The following is a 17,163-nucleotide window of genomic DNA, read 5'->3' as shown; positions in this document are numbered from 1 at the left end:
TCCTCATAGTCCAGAAGCTCGAACATCATCTGCACGCGAACCATCGCCGTCTCCAGCTTGATGCGCACGCGGCTGAGCCGCTTGGCGGGCTCGTAGGCCATCATGAAGGCGGTGATGAACGACATCAACTCGCCCGCGGTCGTGGGCTCGCCCCCGAAGAGGTTGTAGGCGCTGACTGCCACGATCCCGGCGATGGCGAAGCCCGCAAGCGTCTCCATCAAGGGGCTGGTCACGGCGCCGATCCGGGCGATCGCGTTGCGGCGACGCTCCACGTTGCGGACGGCGGCGCCCATGCGGCCCTGCATCTGGTCCTCGAGCGAGAAGACCTTCACCACGTGGATCCCTTTCGAGGTCTCTTGCACCACCTTCATGATCTCGGCGGCCGATGCCTGCTCGCTGCGCATGATCTCGCGGATCTGGCCCAGGAGTCTGCGTATGCCCAAGATCGCGACCGGCCCGACGACCAGCGCGAAGATCGACAGGAACGGCGCCTGGTAGATCATGACGGCCAGCAGGCCGATCAGCATCAGCGCGTCGCGGCTGATCGAGGCGACGATCAATTCAATCACCTGCTGCGCGGCCGCCGCGCCAGATGTCAGGCGCATCAGGAGGTTCGACGATTCCTGCTGATTGAAGAACGAGACGCCGTTCCTGAGCAGCTTGCGGTACAGCTCTTCCTGCTGGTTGGCGATGATCCGGTTGCCGGCCCGCGACATCGCCACCGATTGCACGTAGTTCGCGCAGCCCTTGATCGTGAAGGTCGCGGCCACGGCGCCAGCCACCAGAAGGGCCATACCCTTGTGGTCAGAGGCGGTCATCGCTTCGACGATGAACTCCATCAGGAACGCGGTTGCGGCGGTCGTGGCCGCCACCACCACCATCGCGACGATCGCCAGGACATACCATTTGCGCTGCGCAACGGCCTGCTCGGTCAGCAGACGACGCAGCATGTCCCGCCGTTGGTCGTCGGGCGAAAACAGCTTCACGAGGGCGCGCCTCAGGAGTTTCATGACAATGCCTCGCGGTCTCGGGCGCACAGGCTGCCCATGTAAGACATCGCGCGTCGAAATACGACACCTGGGCACCGTCGCCCTGTATTCGGGCGGAACCCCGCGATGTCCGATGCCTAGCGATCGAGTGTCCTGCCCGCAAGCCGCCCGCGGGTCACTCGAGGTGCAGGCGCGCCTCGACCGGCTGACCGTCCGCCGTCAGCGCCCTGTGGTCGTTGGCGTTCAGGGTCACCCGCACGTTCCCGCCTGTCGGGATGTGCGTCCAGTCGCCGTAGAGCCGGCCCAGCTTCACCCCGTCCACGTAGACATGCGCGTGGCCCTCGCCCTTCACATGGGCACCCCCTGCCGCGGCGGGGGCAAAGGCGAACCCGCCGGTGACGAGGTGCAGGTTGTATCCTCCGACCGAGTCCGGCGTGGCCTCGACCGAGACCGTCGCGCCGGGCACATCCACGGTCGCTTCATGCATCACCGCGTGGGCCGCATCCCCATGCGCATGTGTCGAGTGGTCGTGCCCGTCCAGAGTCAGCCCCTGACCCGCGGCAAAGACGATGCCGAGGCCGGTGCCGAAAAACAGTCCGATCAGCAGCATCAGAAGGGGACGGCCCATGGAAACGATCTCCGTCGAGGTGGTGCGGCGGGCGCGGTTCGGGCGCCCGCCGGCGCGGTCAGGCAGGTTGAGCGATGCCCGCGTCACGCATCTCGCGGCTCCACAGCGCGCCCGCGAGCGCGCCGAGGCAGACCCACACCGCAAGACCCACGCCGAGGGCGCGCGCGGCGAACTCGCCGGCCAGTTCAGGCGGGGTCGGGCCGGTATAGATCTCGGGCTGCGGCGCGCCAATCAGATGGGGCAGCAGGAACAGCACGATCGCCGCCCCCCACGCCATCCACGACCTGCCGAGCGCAAGCAACGCGCAGGCAAGACCCGTCGAGACGACTGTGCCGGCCCACCACGCCTGGCGCGCGGCCAGATCGGCGGCGGCGACGCCCGGAAGCTCGGGCGGCAGACCGATGGCGGGTGCGAACTGAACCGTCACCCATCCCGCGATGCCCCAGACGATCCCGGCGCGCGGATCGACCCGCGCCAGTCCCCGGGCCGAGGCCATGGCCATCGCGGCGGTCAGGATCAGCCCGTAGCCGACATAGACCAGCGCCGAGAACAGCACGCTCAGCCCGTCTCGTAGCAGGTCGACGCCACCGGTGCGCTGCTGGGCCGAAACGATGCTGTCGGCGCCGAAATGGATCAGCTCGCCGCCCTCATAGAGCTCGGCATGCAGAAGCACCGGCTGGACGAAGACAAGCTGAAGAAGCGCGGCGACGAGCCCCGCGGCGAATCCAGCGATCACTGCGCTGGTCAGGATACGGCCGAGCATCGCTCAGTGACAGGGAAAGCCGGTGGCGTGGCGAACGTCATGCGCGGCGTCGTGCAGCGCATCGGCCTGCACGTGGCCTGCCAGGACGATCAGGCCGAGACCCAGGATCGACGCGAAAAGCGCCGGCAGCGCAACGTCGGCGGTGGAGGCGCGGGTAGCGGTCGTGGTGGTCATCTTCATCTCCTTGCCCGTCTCCCCGACGGTCTGGTTTCCATCATGCCCGGCAGGTCTCCTGGCTTGCGGGTCGTTGCGCGACGTTCGCCTTCCCCGGACCGACATCCAAGTGGCTTTTTCGGACGCGCGCTCGCCGCATACAGTCGCGGGGGCGGCTCCGGCATTTCACCGGATTCCCTCAGGGGCTCCACCACGCGGGCGGAACACCGAGCTTCTCCTGCGTAGCTGACGCGCCGCCACGTGGGAAGGGCGGATCTGCGCCTTCGGCCACGCCCCGCCGGCGTCAGTCCCTTCGGCGCACCGATTGTCTGAGCCGCTCGGCATAGTCCGCCCGTTCTTCGGCGCTGAGACGGGCCAGCTCCGCAGCCAGCGCGGTCTCAAGCGTCGACAGCCGCGCCTCGCCCAGGTCGCGTTGCTTGCGCAGGGCCGCCGTGACGGCCCCGGGCGCGAACGGTTCGGCCCGGATCGCCGACAGTAGGGCCTCGAACGAGGCGCGACGAGCGCCCGGATCGAGGCGGGGCGCGCGTTTCAGCTCGGTGACCAGGTCCTGCCGCGCGTCATCCGGCAAGGACATGACCAGCGGCGCGAGCGGACCGCCCATGCGCCCTCCTCGCCCCGGACCGTGCCGGTCGAAGGCCAAGCCGATGACGACGCCCGCCACCGCCACGTTCAGCGCCAGCGAGACGACCAGAAGATAGCGCCAAGGGCGCGGGACCGCACGCAAGCTCATTCCACGACCTCCGCCAATTGAAAGGCATAGACCCCGGACAGGTCTTCCATCGCGTAGCTTTCCGGCGCCACCGAGGCCACCACGCCGCCCGGATCGGCGATGCCCAGGAAGATGCCGACGGCGCAGGCTGCGGCAATCCCGCCCCAGGCCCAGCTGTCGCGCCGGCGCCGGCCCGCCGCGGCCCGCCGGGCGTCCCGCAGCACCCGCGCAAGCAGCAGGTCCGAGGGCTGCGGCGGTGCCCTTCGCCCCTGCTCAAGCGCGGCATCGGCCAGCACGCGCGACATCAGGTCGTCCGACGCGGGCTCCTTCAGCGCGCCAAGCGCGCGGGTCAGATCGTCTTCATTCATCGACATATCCCAGCGCCTCCTTCCGCCCGGCCAGTATACGGCCCAAGGTGGCCTTCCCCCGTGCCGTCAGGCTTTCCACCGCTTCTACGCTCACGCCCATGGCGACAGCGATCTCGGGGTTCGGCAGTTCTTCCATATGGCGCAGGATCACCGCCAGGCGTTGCCGTTCGGGCAAGCGCGCCAAGGCGTCCTCCAGCGCGGTTCTGCGCTGGGCATCCTGCATCCGCTCGCTCACGCCGGGCTCGGGTGCGGCGGGGTCATTCGCCGCGTTCAGCGGCTCGGTATGGCGGCGGGCGCGCAGCCGGTCGGTGCACAGGTTCGCCGTCACCCGGTAGAGCCATGTCGAAACCTTGGCACGACCCGCCTCCCAGTCGGGCGCGATCCGCCACAGCCGCATCAGCGCCTCTTGCGAGACATCCTCGGCCTCGGCGGCGTCGCCCAGCATCCGCTGCGCCACGGCCAGCACGCGCGGCAGGTGCCGCCGCGCCAAGGGTGCGGCGGCCGCCATGTCGCCGGCCGCGTAAGCCGCCAGCAGGGTTTCGTCGTCAGGCTCGCTCATTGCGTCCCCGTGTGTCGGGGCCGGTTCTCGCACGAGTCCGACCCCATCGCATCAGCCGCGGTAGTGGTCCATTTGGCCGTCGGGGCCGTGATGACCGCGGCGTCCCATGGGCGGGATCTGCGAGATCTCCTCGGCCGAGAGCGTACCGTCGCCATCCGCGTCGAACCGATCGAAGAGCTGCTCGGCCCGGTCGCCATGCGCGCCGCGGGGCTGGGGCAGATTCACCACGGCAATCTCGCCGTTGTTGTCCTCGTCGAAGCGGTCGAACATGGCGCCCGCGCGCTCGGTTGCCCGCTCGACGGCGGCCGAGATCACCTCGTCCCGCGAAACGGTGCCGTCGCCATTCGCATCGGCGCGCGCCATCGGGTTCTGACCCATGGCCTGCATTTCCTCGCGGCTGATCTGGCCATCGTCGTTCTGGTCGAGGCGCAGGATCGGGTGGGGCCGCTGGGTGCCCTGGTTCGTTGCGGACGCGTTCTGGGCGAAGGTGGCACCGGCCATGACCGTGCCGGCCATGAGCGCGAAGATCGCGGTGCGGATCATTTTCTTGTCCTTTCGATGTCTCGGATCGCCATGTCGCGGCGACCCCCCTGATACGGCGGGCCGCATGCGCTTCCGTCGCGGGAAATGCGTCACGGCTTCGTCAGACCTGTCCCATCCAGCGCGCGACCCTGGTTGAATGGCACCCGTAAATACGTCACAGGACGAACCCTCTGACGTCCTTGTGCGTTGCCTGAAAGCCGCGAGACCCCCAGAACCGTTTCCGCAACCCTTTGATTGCCAGAGATTCGCCATGTTGACCCGACGCCACTTCATCGCCACCGGCTTTGCCGCCCTCACGCCTTCCGCCGTGCTGGGCCATGCCGGACTGCCTCACAAGAGCCACGCGACGATGCGGGCGCGCGACGTGGAGATCCGTGAGGATGTCGAGGTCGACACGATCCACGTCTTCCCCGACTACTTCTCGATCTACCACGTCCGGGCACCGGGACGGGCGCGCGAATACCACGTCGCCGTGGGCGATGACGGCCGCAACCTTCGCGGCACCACCGTCATCAAGCGCAAGGAGCAATGGCCCTCGTGGACCCCGACACGGAACATGATCCGGCGCGAACCCGACGTCTACGGGCAGTACGCCGGCGGGATGCCGGGCGGCCCGGACAATCCCCTGGGCGCGCGGGCGCTGTACCTCTATCGTGGCGGACGCGACACGCTGTACCGCATCCATGGCACCCCCCAGCCCTGGACCATCGGGCAGGCGGTGTCCTCGGGCTGCATCCGTCTGACCAATGACGACGTGATCGAGCTCTACCCCCACGTGAACATCGGCACGAAGGTGATCTCGTACCGCTGAGCGGTCTAGCTCTCGTCGCCCAGCGGTTCGTCCTGGCTGGGGGACGCGGCGCGGTCGTCGGGGATAGGATCGCTGACCTCTCCCTCGATCTGCTGGCGGCGGCTGACATGGAAGGTCTGGGTCGTTCCGTCCTTGGCCTCGCCCAGGTAGAGCGTGCGATGCGGGAAGGGGATCTCGATGCCGCGCTCGTCGAAGATGCGCTTGCAAACCTCGTTATACATCCGCCCGACGCCCCACTGCGTACCCGGAGCGCATTTGATCCGCGCGCGCAGGATGACGGCTGAATCGGCCAGCTCCTGCACCCCGAACCACTCGAAATCGCCGACGATGTTCGGGCCGTGCTCTGCGTCGGCCCGCAGCTCTTCGAAGGCGTCGATCATCGCCGTCTTCACGTCGAGGACGTTCTCGCGGTAGGCGACGCCCATGTCCGACAGGTAGTAGCCGAAATCCTTCATGTAGTTCGACACCATGTCCACGGACGAGAACGGGATGATGTGGAACACGCCCGACAGGTCCCGCAGGCTGACAGAGCGGATCGTCAGCCGCTCGACCGTGCCGGTGGTGCCGCCGGCGGTGATGACGTCTCCCACGTTGATCGCGTTCTCGAACTGGATGAAGACGCCGGTAATGATGTCTTGCACCATCTTCTGCGCGCCGAAGCCGATTGCCAAGCCCAGCACACCGGCCGAGGCGAGGAGCGGCCCGATGTTCAACCCGACCTCGGACAGGACGAACATCAGCGTGATCAGGATCAGCGCGATGGTCGCCGCGTTCCGCGCCAGCGTCAGCAACGTGCGCTCGCGCGCCGTGGCGATCTGGCCGTATTCCGGGTTCAGCCGGTAATCGACATAGGAGGTCATCGCGACCCAGATGGCGAAGGCCGCGATCAGGATCAGTGCGACCGAGATGAACATTCCCGTCATCCGCAGCCCGACCTGGCTGGCCAGCCACAGTCGCAGGCTGACCAGGTTGATCGCATCGAGCGCGAAGAGCACCACGAAGACCACAATCACCAGCCGCAGGACGAACAGCGCCTTGGGGATGAACCGGTTGAGCCGCGTTTCGAGCAGCGGCAGGCGGGCGCGCACGTCGTCCGGCACCACGATTCCCCGCGCCATGACCCGGGTGAGGAAGGTCGAGAACGCGACCCCCGCCAACACGACCAGCACCACCTGCCCCGAGGTCGTCAGCGACTGGAACACCAGGTTCGGCGGGCTGATCAGCACCACGATGAACATCGCGAAGAGATACAGCAGCACCGGCCAGTGCCAGTGTCGCGCCAGCCAGGACAGCGAGCCGGTGGGGCGCACGATGCCCCCTTCTCCGGTCATCCAGTCGGCCAGGCGGTGGCGGTTGCGCAGGATCATCACCACGGCGATCCCCAGCACGACCAGCGCGATCAGCGCCGTAACGGCCGACCCGGCGACCCGGCCCGTCTGGGAATTCACGATCGGCACCACCAGCAATTGCCCGTAGCCGGCGATGCTGACGATGGCGTTGACGGCCCGCGTCGTACGCTTCGCCACGCGGTCGCCCATGGGCAGCAGCCGCATTTCGCGTGCCGAGGGCGACAGCACGAGTCGCACGCCGACTTTCACCGTCTCGACCAGAAGGAACGCGTTGAGATACAGCGTCTGGCGGATCTCGATCGTCCCGAAATCGCCAAGGGCGAGCAAGGCGATCAGGTAGCCCGCCGCCCAAGCCACGATCACGATCGACAGGTCGATCAGTGCCGACAGGATCCACAGCCCCACCGTGCGCGCGGCAGAGGCTTCATGGGTCGCCGCGCCCAACCGTCGATACAGCCGCTTGGCCATGCTGCGCAGGACCAGGAAGACAGCGGCGGTCGCGACGATCACCATGAGAAGCTCGCCCACCGTCTGAAGAACGATTGCCAGCGACAGCCCTTCGAGCCCGCTCAGAACCTCCGGCGCCTGCTGCAGCCGGTCCCAGACCGAGACGGCGCGGGTGGCGAGCCCCTCGGCGGCCCCTTGCGTGACCAGCGCGATGCGGCGCCCGAAGGACAGCACCTCGGAGGGAGCCGCGTCCTCACCGGCCAGAAGCTCGACCACGTCGTCTGCGGGACTGTCCCCGTCCGCCACCTCTTGGGTCTGGCGCAGCCGGTCGAGCAGTTCGGCGCGCGCGGCATCATCCTCGAGCGCCTGGATCAGCAGGTCGACGACGCCCTGCTCGGTCACGGCGACCGCGGCCGCGGCCTCTTCGGTCGCCTCCTGCGCGGCGGCAGGTCCGAGCGCCACGACCATCAGGATCGCCAAGGCCCCAAGGGCCGAGCGCAGAAGCGCGGTCAGGTTCATCATCGGTGCGGCAATCCCAGGTTGGAGGTGATCAGGTGGCGTTCGGCCGGTGCCGGTTCAGCCACCAGACCGATGCGTTCAGGGCAAAGGCGACGCTGACCCAGACGAGGTACGGAACGAACATGAGGCCGGCGATCCAGTCGATCTGCCAGAACTGCCAGAGCGTCCCGGCCACGGCGAGCCACAGGATGCCGATGACGACCAGCCCCGCCTTCATGTGGTGCAGCCCGAAGAACACGGGCGTCCACAGCGTGTTGAACACGATCTGCACCGTGAAGTACGCCATGGCGAGGCCGGCATGATCCTCTGGCGCCACACGCGCGGCGGCCAGGGCGATCAGTACGTAGAGGATGCTCCAGACGACCGGGAACGCCCAGTTCGGCGGCGTGAAGCCCGGTTTCTTCAGCCCGCCATACCAGGCGCCCGGCTTGAACATCACGCCGGTCGCCGCGGCACCCGACGAGGCAAGCAGAAAGAGAAGGAACAGCATCCAGTCCATGGCGTCGGTGATAACATGCACAGACCTGCCGTCCAGATCACGCGCGGCCGCTCTCGCTGGCGTGACCGCATGGGTGCCCTTTCTTTCCCGCGGGCCAACCTCTAGGTCGCGACGCATGGAGCGTTTCGAAGACATCTATGCCGAAGAGGTCGCCGCCGGCCGGATCGAAGCCGACCCGGCGCAAGAGGCCGTGCTGCCCGAATTCACGCGCCTGTCGCAGGCGCTGGCCGAGAAGCCCGCCCGCCGGGGCTTCTTCGGCCGCAAGACCTCCGAGCCGGTTCAGGGGCTGTACCTCTGGGGCGGGGTCGGGCGCGGGAAGTCGATGCTGATGGACCTGTTCGCGCGCCGGGTCGAGGTGGCAGGCGGCCAGCGCCGGGTGCACTTCCATGGCTTCATGCAAGAGACCCACGCCGCCATCGGCCGCGCCCGCAAGCGGGGCGTGGACGACGCAATCAAGCCGGTGGCCGACGACATCGCCGACGGCCTGCGCCTTCTGTGCCTCGACGAGATGCAGATCGGCGACATCACCGACGCCATGATCGTCGGCCGCCTGTTCGAGCGGCTCTTCGAGCAGGGCGTGACGGTGGTCACGACCTCGAACCGCCCGCCGGACGACCTTTACAAGGACGGGCTGAACCGCAACCTGTTCCTGCCCTTCATCGACCTGCTGAAACAGCGGATGAAGGTGGTGGAGCTCGCCTCGCCCCGCGACTGGCGGCAGGACCGGATCGCCGGGGCCGACCTCTATTTCACGCCCGCCGACGCCCGCGCCCGCGAGGGCATCGACGCCCTGTGGGAGCGGCTGACCGGCGGCGCCGAGCCCGAGACGCTGCGCCTCGAGGTCACCGGCCGCACGGTCGAACTGCCGCGCTACGCCGCCGGTGTCGTCCGCGCGGGCTTCTGGGACCTCTGCGGCCGACCGCTGGGCGCGGCCGACTACCTTGCCCTGGCAGAGCATGTGCGGGTCCTGATGCTGGAAAACGTGCCGCGGCTGGGGGCAGACAACTACAACGAGGCCAAGCGCTTCGTCACGCTGATCGACGCCCTTTACGAGGCCGAGACGCGCCTGGTCATGTCCGCCGCCGACCGGCCCGAGGGGCTGTATGCCGAAGGCACCGGTGCGTTCGAGTTCGAGCGCACGGCCTCGCGCCTGCACGAAATGCAGTCCGAAGGCTGGGGTGCCGAGCAGGCCTAGCCGTTCTCCTGCAGCACTCGCCCTGCTAGGTAAAGCGACCCGCAGATCAGGATGCGCGCGCCGGGCGCGCCCTCGGCGATCCGTTCGATGGCTGCCATGACGCTCGGTGCCGTGCCTGCGGCGAAGCCCGCCTTTTCGGCCGCCGCTGCGGTATCGTCCGCCGACAAGGTGTTCGCCTCGCCCGGGATCGACACCGCCGTCAGGCTGTTGGCGACCCCGGCAAGCGGGCGCAGGAAGCCCGCCACGTCCTTGGTGTTGAGCATCCCGCAGATCACGTGCGTATCGCGCACCGGCATCGCGGCGATCGTCGCGGCCACGACCTCCCCCGCCGCAGGGTTGTGCCCGCCATCGAGCCACAGCTCGGCACCGCCAGCCGCACGTACCAGCGGCCCCTCGCGCAGGCGCTGCATCCGGGCGGGCCAGTGCGGGCGGGTGACGGCGGCCTCGCAGGCCCCCTCGTCCGCGCCGAGGTGGCGCAGGGCGGCCAGCGCAATGCCAGCGTTCTGCATCTGGTGCGGGCCGGGCAGCGAGGGCAGCGGCAGGTCCAGCAGGCCGCGCTCGTCCTGAAAGACCAGCCGCCCGCGTTCCTCCCAGACATGCCAGTGCTGGCCGTGGATCAGGGCGGGGCAACCCAGCGCGCGGAGGCGGTCCTCGATCACGTCGAGGGCCGGTTCCTCCTGCGGGCCGATCACGGCGGGCGTGAGGCGCTTGAGGATACCCGCCTTCTCGCCCGCGATCTCGGGCAGGGTCTCGCCCAGGTATTGCTGATGGTCGATGGACACGGGCGCGATGATCGACAGAGCGGGCGTCATCACGTTCGTGGCGTCCAGCCGCCCGCCCAGGCCGACCTCGAGCAGCGTCCAGTCCGCGGGCGTGCGGGCGAAAGCCAGCAGGGCGGCGGCGGTCGTGACCTCGAAGAAGGTGATCGGCTGCCCGCCATTGGCGGCCTCGACCTCGTCCAGAAGGTCAGACAGCGCGTCCTCGGAAATCAGCTCTCCGGCCAGCCGGATGCGCTCGTGGAAGCGGGCGAGATGGGGCGAGGTATAGGCATGGACCCGATCGCCCTGCGACTCGAGCCCCGCCCGGATCATCGCCTGGGTCGAACCCTTGCCGTTTGTGCCGGCGATGTGGATCACCGGGGGCAGGTTGTCCTGCGGGTTGCCGAGCGCGTCGAGCACCCGCCACATCCGGTCCAGCGTCAGGTCGATGATCTTGGGGTGCAATCCCATCAGCCGGGCGAGGATCGCGTCCGACGTCATGTCCGCTCGGCCCCGCGGGCGATCACTATGAGCGTGCCGCCAATCGCCATGTGGATAGCAACGCAGAGCCACGGCCACCACTCCGGCATCGCGGGACGACCCGTCGCGGATGCCGCGTGCACCAGTCCGAGCGCGACGACGACCCCTCCGACCGCCGCGAGCCCCGCCCGCGATCCCACGAGGGCAAGCCCTGCTGCCGCATAGAGCGCAAGGCCGGCCACCATGACGCCCTCCATGTCACCGACGGCCATGCAGAAGGCCGGGAACATGACACCGAAAAGGGCGAGCAGGCCCGCCAGCTGCGGCGGCGCGCCGATCGGGCGGAACGCCACGAACAATGCCGCCGTCAGCGCCCCGATGGCCACGCCCAGGGCGAGGGCGACATCGAAGACGAGCACGGCGTCAGCTCTCGGCCGTGGCCGGCGGGTGGGTGGCCGAGGCCCCCTCGGTCGCGGCTTCGCTCGTTGCGGCGGGTGCCGGCAGATCGCCGCGCACCTGGGCGGGCATGTGGGTCAGCATCCGCAGCACGACCGTCAGTTCGTCCTTCAGCGCGCGCCGGTCGGTGACCCGGTCGAGCATGCCGTGATCCAGCAGGTACTCGGCGCGCTGGAAGCCCTCGGGCAGCTTCTCGCGGATCGTCTGCTCGATCACGCGGGGGCCGGCGAAGCAGATCAGCGCGTTCGGTTCGGCGATCTGAACGTCGCCCAGCATCGCGTAGGAGGCCGTCACGCCGCCCGTCGTCGGGTGGGTCAGCACGACGATATAAGGAAGCCCGGCCTCGCGCAGCATCTCGACCGCGACCGTGGTGCGCGGCATCTGCATGAGCGACAGGATCCCTTCCTGCATCCGCGCTCCGCCGGCGGCGGAGAACAGGATGAGAGGCCGCTTCAGCTCGACCGCGCGGGTGGCAGCCGCGAGGATCGCGTTGCCGACATACATCCCCATCGAGCCGCCCATGAACGAGAAGTCCTGCCCGGCGGCAACGATGGGCACGCCGCCCATCTCGCCCTCGGCCACCAGCATCGCCTCGGCTTCGCCCGTCTTGCGCTGTGCGGCACGCAGGCGGTCGGGGTATTTCTTCTGGTCGCGGAAATGCAGCGGATCGGTTGTCGGCTGCTCGACCGGCACCGTATTGAAGGCGCCGCCGTCGAACAGCGCCTCGAACCGCGCGCGGGGCGTGATCGCCATGTGATGGCCGCATTTCGAGCAGACCTGCAGGTTCTCGGCCAGCTCCCGGTGGAACAGCATCGAGCCGCACTCGTCGCACTTGGTCCAGAGGTTCTCGGGCACCTCGCGCCGATTGAACAGCGAGCCGATCTTCGGGCGGACGTAGTTGGTAATCCAGTTCATCACAGATCCCGGTCGTTGATGGCCACCGGAATAGGCGGCGGGTGGGAGGAATGCAATCAAAGGGTCGCGGGCTGTATGCGGCCGCGCACCGGATGCCGCCGTCGAACACAGCCCGAAGCCCCGCAGGACCAGAACCGTGGCCGCGATGGCTCTACCGCCGCAGCGCGATCCGCGCTCCCAGCCACAGGTTGAGGACCCAGAGAAGCGCGAGCGCGAGTTCGATCAGGTTCGGCCCTGTGAAGAAGCCGGAAAGCCCCGGGTCCGGGGCCTCGGGTGCGCCGGGCGGCGACAGGAACAGGGCGTAGCCGCTATCGACCGCGTCTTCGGTTCCGAAGAACAGCATGGCGAAGAGGTTGTTCAGCCAGTGCAACCCGATGGCCGCGCCGGTCGATCCGGTGCGCGCCACGAGGTCTCCGCAGGCAAGCCCGAGCACCGCCGCCCAGAGCGCGTAAAACAGGCCGTCGGAAACGGTGTCGCCATTCACGAAATGCACGGCGCCGAACAGAATCGCCGGCGCGCCCAGCCAGACCCAGCGCGCACGGGACCGGGCGTAGAGTTCCTGCATGATGTAGCCGCGAAAGATCAGCTCTTCGGCGGCGCTTTGGACCAGGATCGCGACGGCGGCTACGGGAACGACCGCCAGCCACGCAGCGAAGGGCCGGATCGAGCCGCCGGCCTCGGAGGACATCTCGGCCGGGGCGAAGGCGAGGGCCAGCGTCATCGCGACATAGACCAGCCCCGCCCCCTTCACCGTCGCCATCAGGTCGGCGCGGACCACCGCGGGCGGGCCGAACAACGTGCCGACCCCCCGCCCCTGCATCCGCCGCATCCACAGCGCCAGCACCTCCACCGGCAGCGCATAGGCCAGCAGAACCAGCGTCAGCGCGATTGCATCGGTCCCCGCAATGCGGTCGTTCCCTAGAAGGCCCACTACCGGCAGCCACATCACGTCGAAGGCAAGTTCGGCCAGCGCCAGGCCGGCGACCGGCACCCACAGGCGGGCGGGGGGCACCGCGGGGGCCGCGAAGGCGCGCATGGGCGCGTGGCCACTCATGGACGCAGGCGCCAGCGCAGGATCGCCCAGATGGCGACGAGGACCGCGCTATCGGCGGCGATCAGCGTTCCGGTCAACTCGACATCGTCGGCCGCGTAGGGCGTGACGTACAGCGCAAGGCCGGTGATCGTGCCCTTGGTCGCCACGATCAGAAGCGCCGCGACGTTGTTGGCGAAGTGCAGCCCCCACGCGGCGCCGAGGCTGCCGGTCCGGGCCGTCAGGTCCGCCGCGGCAAGGCCGAAGGCAGCAGCCGATCCCGCGATGAGCAGCGCGTTGTCCCCCGCCGTGACCGGGTCGTAGTGCAACGCTCCGAAAACCACCGCGGGCAGGACCAGCCAGACCACCCTCAAGGGAAACCGCGCGGCGAGTTGTTGCAGGAGGTAGCCGCGAAAGATCAGCTCTTCGGCGCCGGTCTGGATCAGCACGAGGACGAGGGCCAGCGGCAGGAGCTTCGCCCAGAGATCGGGGGTGAGGTTCGGCTCGGGCGGGGCTCCGAGGCCGAAGAGCAGCAGCGACGCCATGTAAACCATTGCCACCAATGCGACCGCCCAGCCGAAATGCCGCGCCGCTCGCACGCGCGGGCCGATCAGGCTGGCCGTGCCGCGCCCGTGCAACAGACGCGCCGCGATCACCGGGGCCGCGGCCATGCCGATGAAGGTCGCCAGCAGAAGAAGCGTGCCGGCGGGCGCCTCGGGCGTGACCATCGACCGCAGCGCGGCGCGCACGGCCGTTCCGCCGTCCAGCAGATAGACGCCGCCCAACAGTGCGGCACCCCATGCGACGATCACGGCGACCATGAGCACTATGCCCAGGGCAAGGCGCCACAGCGCGGGCTTCCGGCGGGCGGGGGCGATGAAGGCCTTGAAGGCGGGGGTCATGGCGGTTCCTTCCGGGGCGGGATCTGCGGTTCACCGCCCTCAGGGCAAGGGCCGTCCGGCATCCGCTCTTGTTCCGCCCCCGCCCCTATCCTATTCCCGGAACCGACAGCCATGGGAGACGCGCGATGCTGAAGGGCAAACCCGACAAGTCGAAACTGCCGAGCCGGCACGTGACCGAAGGACCGGCCCGCGCCCCGCACCGGTCCTATTACTACGCGATGGGCCTGTCCGAGCAGGAGATCGCGCAGCCCTTCGTCGGCGTCGCCACCTGCTGGAACGAGGCCGCGCCGTGCAACATCGCCCTGTCGCGCCAGGCGCAGGCGGTCAAGATGGGCGTGAAGGCCGCCTCGGGTACCCCGCGCGAGTTCACCACGATCACCGTCACCGACGGCATCGCCATGGGCCACGAGGGGATGCGCTCGTCCCTGGCCTCGCGCGAGGCCATCGCGGACACGGTCGAACTGACCATGCGCGGCCACGGCTACGACGCGCTGGTGGGCCTTGCGGGCTGCGACAAGTCGCTGCCGGGCATGATGATGGCGATGGTGCGGCTGAACGTGCCGTCGGTCTTCATCTATGGCGGCTCGATCCTGCCCGGCAAGGTGCCCGCCGGCGCCAATGTGCCCGAAGATTTCGCCAGCCGCGACCTGACCGTGCAGGACATGTTCGAGGCTGTCGGCCGCCACCAGAACGGCACCCTGTCCGACGAGGCGCTCGCGATCCTGGAACGCGTCGCCTGCCCCAGCGCCGGGGCCTGCGGCGGCCAGTTCACCGCCAACACCATGGCCTGCGTGTCCGAGGCGATCGGGCTTGCGCTGTTCAACTCCTCCGGCGCACCCGCGCCCTACGAGTCCCGCGACCAGTACGGCACCGCGTCGGGCGAGGCGGTGATGAACCTGCTCGAAAAGAACATCCGCGCCCGTGACGTCGTCACCCGGAAGGCGCTGGAAAACGCCGCGCGGGTCGTCGCCTGCACGGGTGGGTCGACCAACGCCGGCCTGCACCTGCCTGCCATCGCGCATGAAGCAGGGATCGACTTCTTCCTGCAGGACGTCTGCGAGATCTTCCGCGACACGCCCTATTTCGTCGACCTCAAGCCCGGCGGCCAATACGTCGCCAAGGACCTCTATGACGCCGGTGGCCTGCCGGTCGTGATGAAGGAACTGCGCAAGGCGGGCCTGATCCACGAGGATTGCCTGACCGCCTCGGGCCGCTCCATCGGGGAAGAGATCGACCGGGTTGACCGCGAGGCCGACGGCCGCGTGATCCATCCCGTCGACACGCCGATCACCAAGACGGGCGGCGTCGTCGGCCTGCAAGGCAACCTCGCCCCCGAAGGTGCCATCGTGAAGGTCGCCGGAATGAGCGCCGAAGAACAGTCCTTCACCGGCCCCGCCCGCGTCTTCGAATCCGAGGAAGAGGCGTTCGAGGCCGTCAAGGCCCGCACCTACGCGGAAGGCGAGGTCCTCGTCATCCGCAACGAAGGCCCCGCCGGCGGCCCCGGCATGCGCGAGATGCTGGCCACCACCGCCGCGCTGTCGGGTCAGGGCATGGGCAAGAAGGTCGCGCTGATCACCGACGGGCGCTTCTCGGGCGCGACGCGCGGCTTCTGCGTCGGCCATGTCGGCCCCGAGGCGGCGCAGGGCGGCCCCATCGCCCTTCTCCAGAACGGCGACGTCATCACCATCGACGCGGTGAAGGGCGAGATCTCGGTCGACCTGAGCGATGAGGAACTCGGAAGCCGCCGCCAGGCATGGACCGGCGCCAAGCCGACCAACTACGCCAGTGGTGCGCTGTGGAAGTTCGCGCAGCTCGTCGGGCCGACCTACAAGGGTGCCGTCACCCATCCCGGCGCCTCCGAGGAAACGCACGTCTACATGGACCTCTGACACCATGCGCCTGTCCGTCGGCCGCGACGCGCGCGCCCACCGCCGGGAGCTTCGGCGGTGGGAAGCTCTGGCCGACCGGATCGACGGCATGGACGCGGTTGCGCTGGCCGCAACGCGGCAGCAGGCCATGGACCTGCGGGCCGCGCTGGACCGGACCCTCGCCCTGGCGGAACGGCGCTTGTCGTCCGCGGTCGGGCAAGGCGAGCCCGAGGGACCGCGCGACAGCGACTGGGTATGGCGCCCCTCGCTGTTTCGTACGCGGCTTCCCGTCCCGGGCCATGCCGGCGTGACCAGCGACACACCATTGGGCGACGCGGCCAAGGTCTTTCACGACTGCACATTGTCCGAGATCTCGGTATCGCAGCGGCCAGGCCTCGGTCGAGCCGCTGCGCCCTTTGTGCTGGCGGTGGAGGTTCTGGATTTCGAGGGCTCGTTCCTGTCCCTTGCCGTCGATCTGCCGCCCGCCGCGACCGAGGGGCTGACGCTCAGCCACATCATCCAGCTCTCGATGACGGTCGAGGCCGAGCGCCCAATCGCGATCTTCGCGCGCCTCAACGTCAAGCACGGGCCGAACGTCGAACAGATGGTTCGCGAACTTGACCTCCCGGAAGCCGCCGCAGAGCTGGAATTCGACCTCGCCTATTCCGGTATCGCCGAGGCCAGGGCCGAGCGCGCCTGGATCGACATCATCTTCGACGATCCGCGGATGAACCGGGTCGAGTTCGGAGACATGGTCGTAAGCCGCCGCCTTCGCGCCGAGGTCTAGACGGTGGAGTGGGTTGTCACGGCAAGCGCGCTCGAACGCGGGGTGTGGACGCTGCGGCGCGAAGACGGCGAGACACCCCCGAAGATCGAGATCCGCCACGCCCACCGCCACCTTTCCGGCATCCGGACCGAGATCCACGGCAGCGCCCTGATCTTGTCGGTCGAACTGCCGCGCGAGGTGCTGTCGGACGGCCTGCAGAGCATTCACGCGGTGGACGGCGCCAACGGCACGACGCTCGCTTCCTTGCACATCGCGGCGGGCCGCGCGACATGGCCGCCGAGCTGTCGCTGCTACGGGATGAGCTCGAGCTTCTGAAGAGGGCGTTTCGCCGCCACCTGTCCCGGGATTGGTTTCGCTAGCGGCCACGATCCGGTGCACTATCCCCGAATTGTCCATCCTCAGGCCCAATCTTGC

Annotated in this window: 20 protein-coding genes and 1 riboswitch; of the genes, 5 read left to right on the top strand and 15 right to left on the bottom strand. The window is 68.7% G+C overall.

Annotated features, from left to right (window positions below):
• From PAM7066_RS12135 to PAM7066_RS18990, 8 genes are all read right to left on the bottom strand, one after another.
• Positions 1-1,010: ABC transporter permease (locus PAM7066_RS12135; protein WP_246799792.1), on the bottom strand; the 1,010-nt coding region annotated here is incomplete at its 3' end.
• 154 nt (positions 1,011-1,164) lie between these two features.
• Positions 1,165-1,617 carry a hypothetical protein gene (locus PAM7066_RS12130; protein WP_085854484.1) on the bottom strand — a complete coding sequence of 151 codons (453 nt, stop codon included), beginning with the start codon at positions 1,615-1,617 and terminating at the stop codon, positions 1,165-1,167.
• A gap of 58 nt (positions 1,618-1,675) precedes the next feature.
• On the bottom strand, positions 1,676-2,380 hold the full coding sequence (locus PAM7066_RS12125) for a CbtA family protein (protein ID WP_085854448.1): 705 nt from the start codon (positions 2,378-2,380) through the stop codon (positions 1,676-1,678).
• Between the two features lie 3 nt (positions 2,381-2,383).
• A complete protein-coding gene (locus PAM7066_RS12120; protein WP_085854483.1) occupies positions 2,384-2,554 on the bottom strand; it encodes a CbtB domain-containing protein in 171 nt (56 codons plus the stop codon).
• A gap of 31 nt (positions 2,555-2,585) precedes the next feature.
• A riboswitch (cobalamin riboswitch) is annotated at positions 2,586-2,780 on the bottom strand.
• A gap of 57 nt (positions 2,781-2,837) precedes the next feature.
• The gene (locus tag PAM7066_RS12115) at positions 2,838-3,284 is read right to left on the bottom strand and encodes a periplasmic heavy metal sensor (protein WP_085854447.1); all 447 of its coding nucleotides are present in this window, start codon (positions 3,282-3,284) and stop codon (positions 2,838-2,840) included.
• The gene (locus PAM7066_RS12110; protein WP_085854446.1) at positions 3,281-3,637 is read right to left on the bottom strand and encodes a hypothetical protein; all 357 of its coding nucleotides are present in this window, start codon (positions 3,635-3,637) and stop codon (positions 3,281-3,283) included. The genes PAM7066_RS12115 and PAM7066_RS12110 overlap by 4 nt, the downstream gene beginning before the upstream one ends.
• Positions 3,624-4,190 (bottom strand): RNA polymerase sigma factor, encoded by a 567-nt coding sequence (locus tag PAM7066_RS12105; RefSeq protein WP_085854444.1) that lies wholly within the window; start codon positions 4,188-4,190, stop codon positions 3,624-3,626. The genes PAM7066_RS12110 and PAM7066_RS12105 overlap by 14 nt, the downstream gene beginning before the upstream one ends.
• Before the next feature lie 51 nt (positions 4,191-4,241).
• On the bottom strand, positions 4,242-4,733 hold the full coding sequence (locus tag PAM7066_RS18990) for an EF-hand domain-containing protein (RefSeq protein WP_175484636.1): 492 nt from the start codon (positions 4,731-4,733) through the stop codon (positions 4,242-4,244).
• Between the two features lie 250 nt (positions 4,734-4,983).
• Here PAM7066_RS18990 and PAM7066_RS12095 point away from each other — a divergent pair, with 250 nt between their 5' ends.
• On the top strand, positions 4,984-5,544 hold the full coding sequence (locus tag PAM7066_RS12095; RefSeq protein ID WP_245749672.1) for a L,D-transpeptidase: 561 nt from the start codon (positions 4,984-4,986) through the stop codon (positions 5,542-5,544).
• A gap of 5 nt (positions 5,545-5,549) precedes the next feature.
• Here PAM7066_RS12095 and PAM7066_RS12090 read toward each other — a convergent pair whose 3' ends face one another.
• The gene (locus tag PAM7066_RS12090) at positions 5,550-7,862 is read right to left on the bottom strand and encodes a mechanosensitive ion channel domain-containing protein (RefSeq protein ID WP_245749671.1); all 2,313 of its coding nucleotides are present in this window, start codon (positions 7,860-7,862) and stop codon (positions 5,550-5,552) included.
• Between the two features lie 28 nt (positions 7,863-7,890).
• Positions 7,891-8,358 carry a tryptophan-rich sensory protein TspO gene (gene tspO / locus PAM7066_RS12085; protein ID WP_085854438.1) on the bottom strand — a complete coding sequence of 156 codons (468 nt, stop codon included), beginning with the start codon at positions 8,356-8,358 and terminating at the stop codon, positions 7,891-7,893.
• Between the two features lie 115 nt (positions 8,359-8,473).
• Here tspO and zapE point away from each other — a divergent pair, with 115 nt between their 5' ends.
• Entirely contained in the window at positions 8,474-9,553 is a 1,080-nt protein-coding gene (gene zapE, locus PAM7066_RS12080) for a cell division protein ZapE (RefSeq protein WP_085854437.1), read from the top strand.
• Here zapE and PAM7066_RS12075 read toward each other — a convergent pair.
• The 5 genes from PAM7066_RS12075 to PAM7066_RS12055 form a co-directional block, all read right to left on the bottom strand.
• On the bottom strand, positions 9,550-10,812 hold the full coding sequence (locus PAM7066_RS12075) for a bifunctional folylpolyglutamate synthase/dihydrofolate synthase (protein ID WP_085854435.1): 1,263 nt from the start codon (positions 10,810-10,812) through the stop codon (positions 9,550-9,552). The two genes, zapE and PAM7066_RS12075, sit on opposite strands and share 4 nt — an antisense overlap.
• Positions 10,809-11,210 (bottom strand): hypothetical protein, encoded by a 402-nt coding sequence (locus tag PAM7066_RS12070; protein WP_085854434.1) that lies wholly within the window; start codon positions 11,208-11,210, stop codon positions 10,809-10,811. Before PAM7066_RS12070 ends, PAM7066_RS12075 begins: the two co-directional genes overlap by 4 nt.
• Positions 11,211-11,214: 4 nt before the next feature.
• Positions 11,215-12,162 carry an acetyl-CoA carboxylase, carboxyltransferase subunit beta gene (gene accD, locus PAM7066_RS12065; RefSeq protein WP_085854433.1) on the bottom strand — a complete coding sequence of 316 codons (948 nt, stop codon included), beginning with the start codon at positions 12,160-12,162 and terminating at the stop codon, positions 11,215-11,217.
• A 151-nt stretch (positions 12,163-12,313) separates the two neighbouring features.
• The gene (locus PAM7066_RS12060) at positions 12,314-13,216 is read right to left on the bottom strand and encodes a CPBP family intramembrane glutamic endopeptidase (protein ID WP_085854432.1); all 903 of its coding nucleotides are present in this window, start codon (positions 13,214-13,216) and stop codon (positions 12,314-12,316) included.
• Positions 13,213-14,094 (bottom strand): CPBP family intramembrane glutamic endopeptidase, encoded by an 882-nt coding sequence (locus PAM7066_RS12055; RefSeq protein WP_085854431.1) that lies wholly within the window; start codon positions 14,092-14,094, stop codon positions 13,213-13,215. Before PAM7066_RS12055 ends, PAM7066_RS12060 begins: the two co-directional genes overlap by 4 nt.
• Before the next feature lie 125 nt (positions 14,095-14,219).
• Here PAM7066_RS12055 and ilvD point away from each other — a divergent pair, with 125 nt between their 5' ends.
• From ilvD to PAM7066_RS12040, 3 genes are read left to right on the top strand one after another with little or no spacing between them, the layout of a single operon-like run.
• Positions 14,220-15,983: a dihydroxy-acid dehydratase gene (gene ilvD / locus PAM7066_RS12050; RefSeq protein ID WP_085854429.1), complete on the top strand. Its 1,764-nt coding sequence runs from the start codon at positions 14,220-14,222 to the stop codon at positions 15,981-15,983.
• 4 nt (positions 15,984-15,987) lie between these two features.
• Complete coding sequence (locus PAM7066_RS12045) at positions 15,988-16,749, top strand: DUF6478 family protein (RefSeq protein WP_085854428.1); 762 nt, start codon at positions 15,988-15,990, stop codon at positions 16,747-16,749.
• Positions 16,750-16,752: 3 nt separating this feature from the next.
• Complete coding sequence (locus PAM7066_RS12040) at positions 16,753-17,064, top strand: hypothetical protein (RefSeq protein ID WP_085854427.1); 312 nt, start codon at positions 16,753-16,755, stop codon at positions 17,062-17,064.
• The last annotated feature ends 99 nt before the right edge of the window (positions 17,065-17,163 follow it).

Source organism: Palleronia marisminoris (genome assembly GCF_900172315.1).
Classification (GTDB): Bacteria; Pseudomonadota; Alphaproteobacteria; order Rhodobacterales; family Rhodobacteraceae; genus Palleronia; species Palleronia marisminoris.
This window is presented reverse-complemented; position numbering and strand designations above follow the sequence as displayed.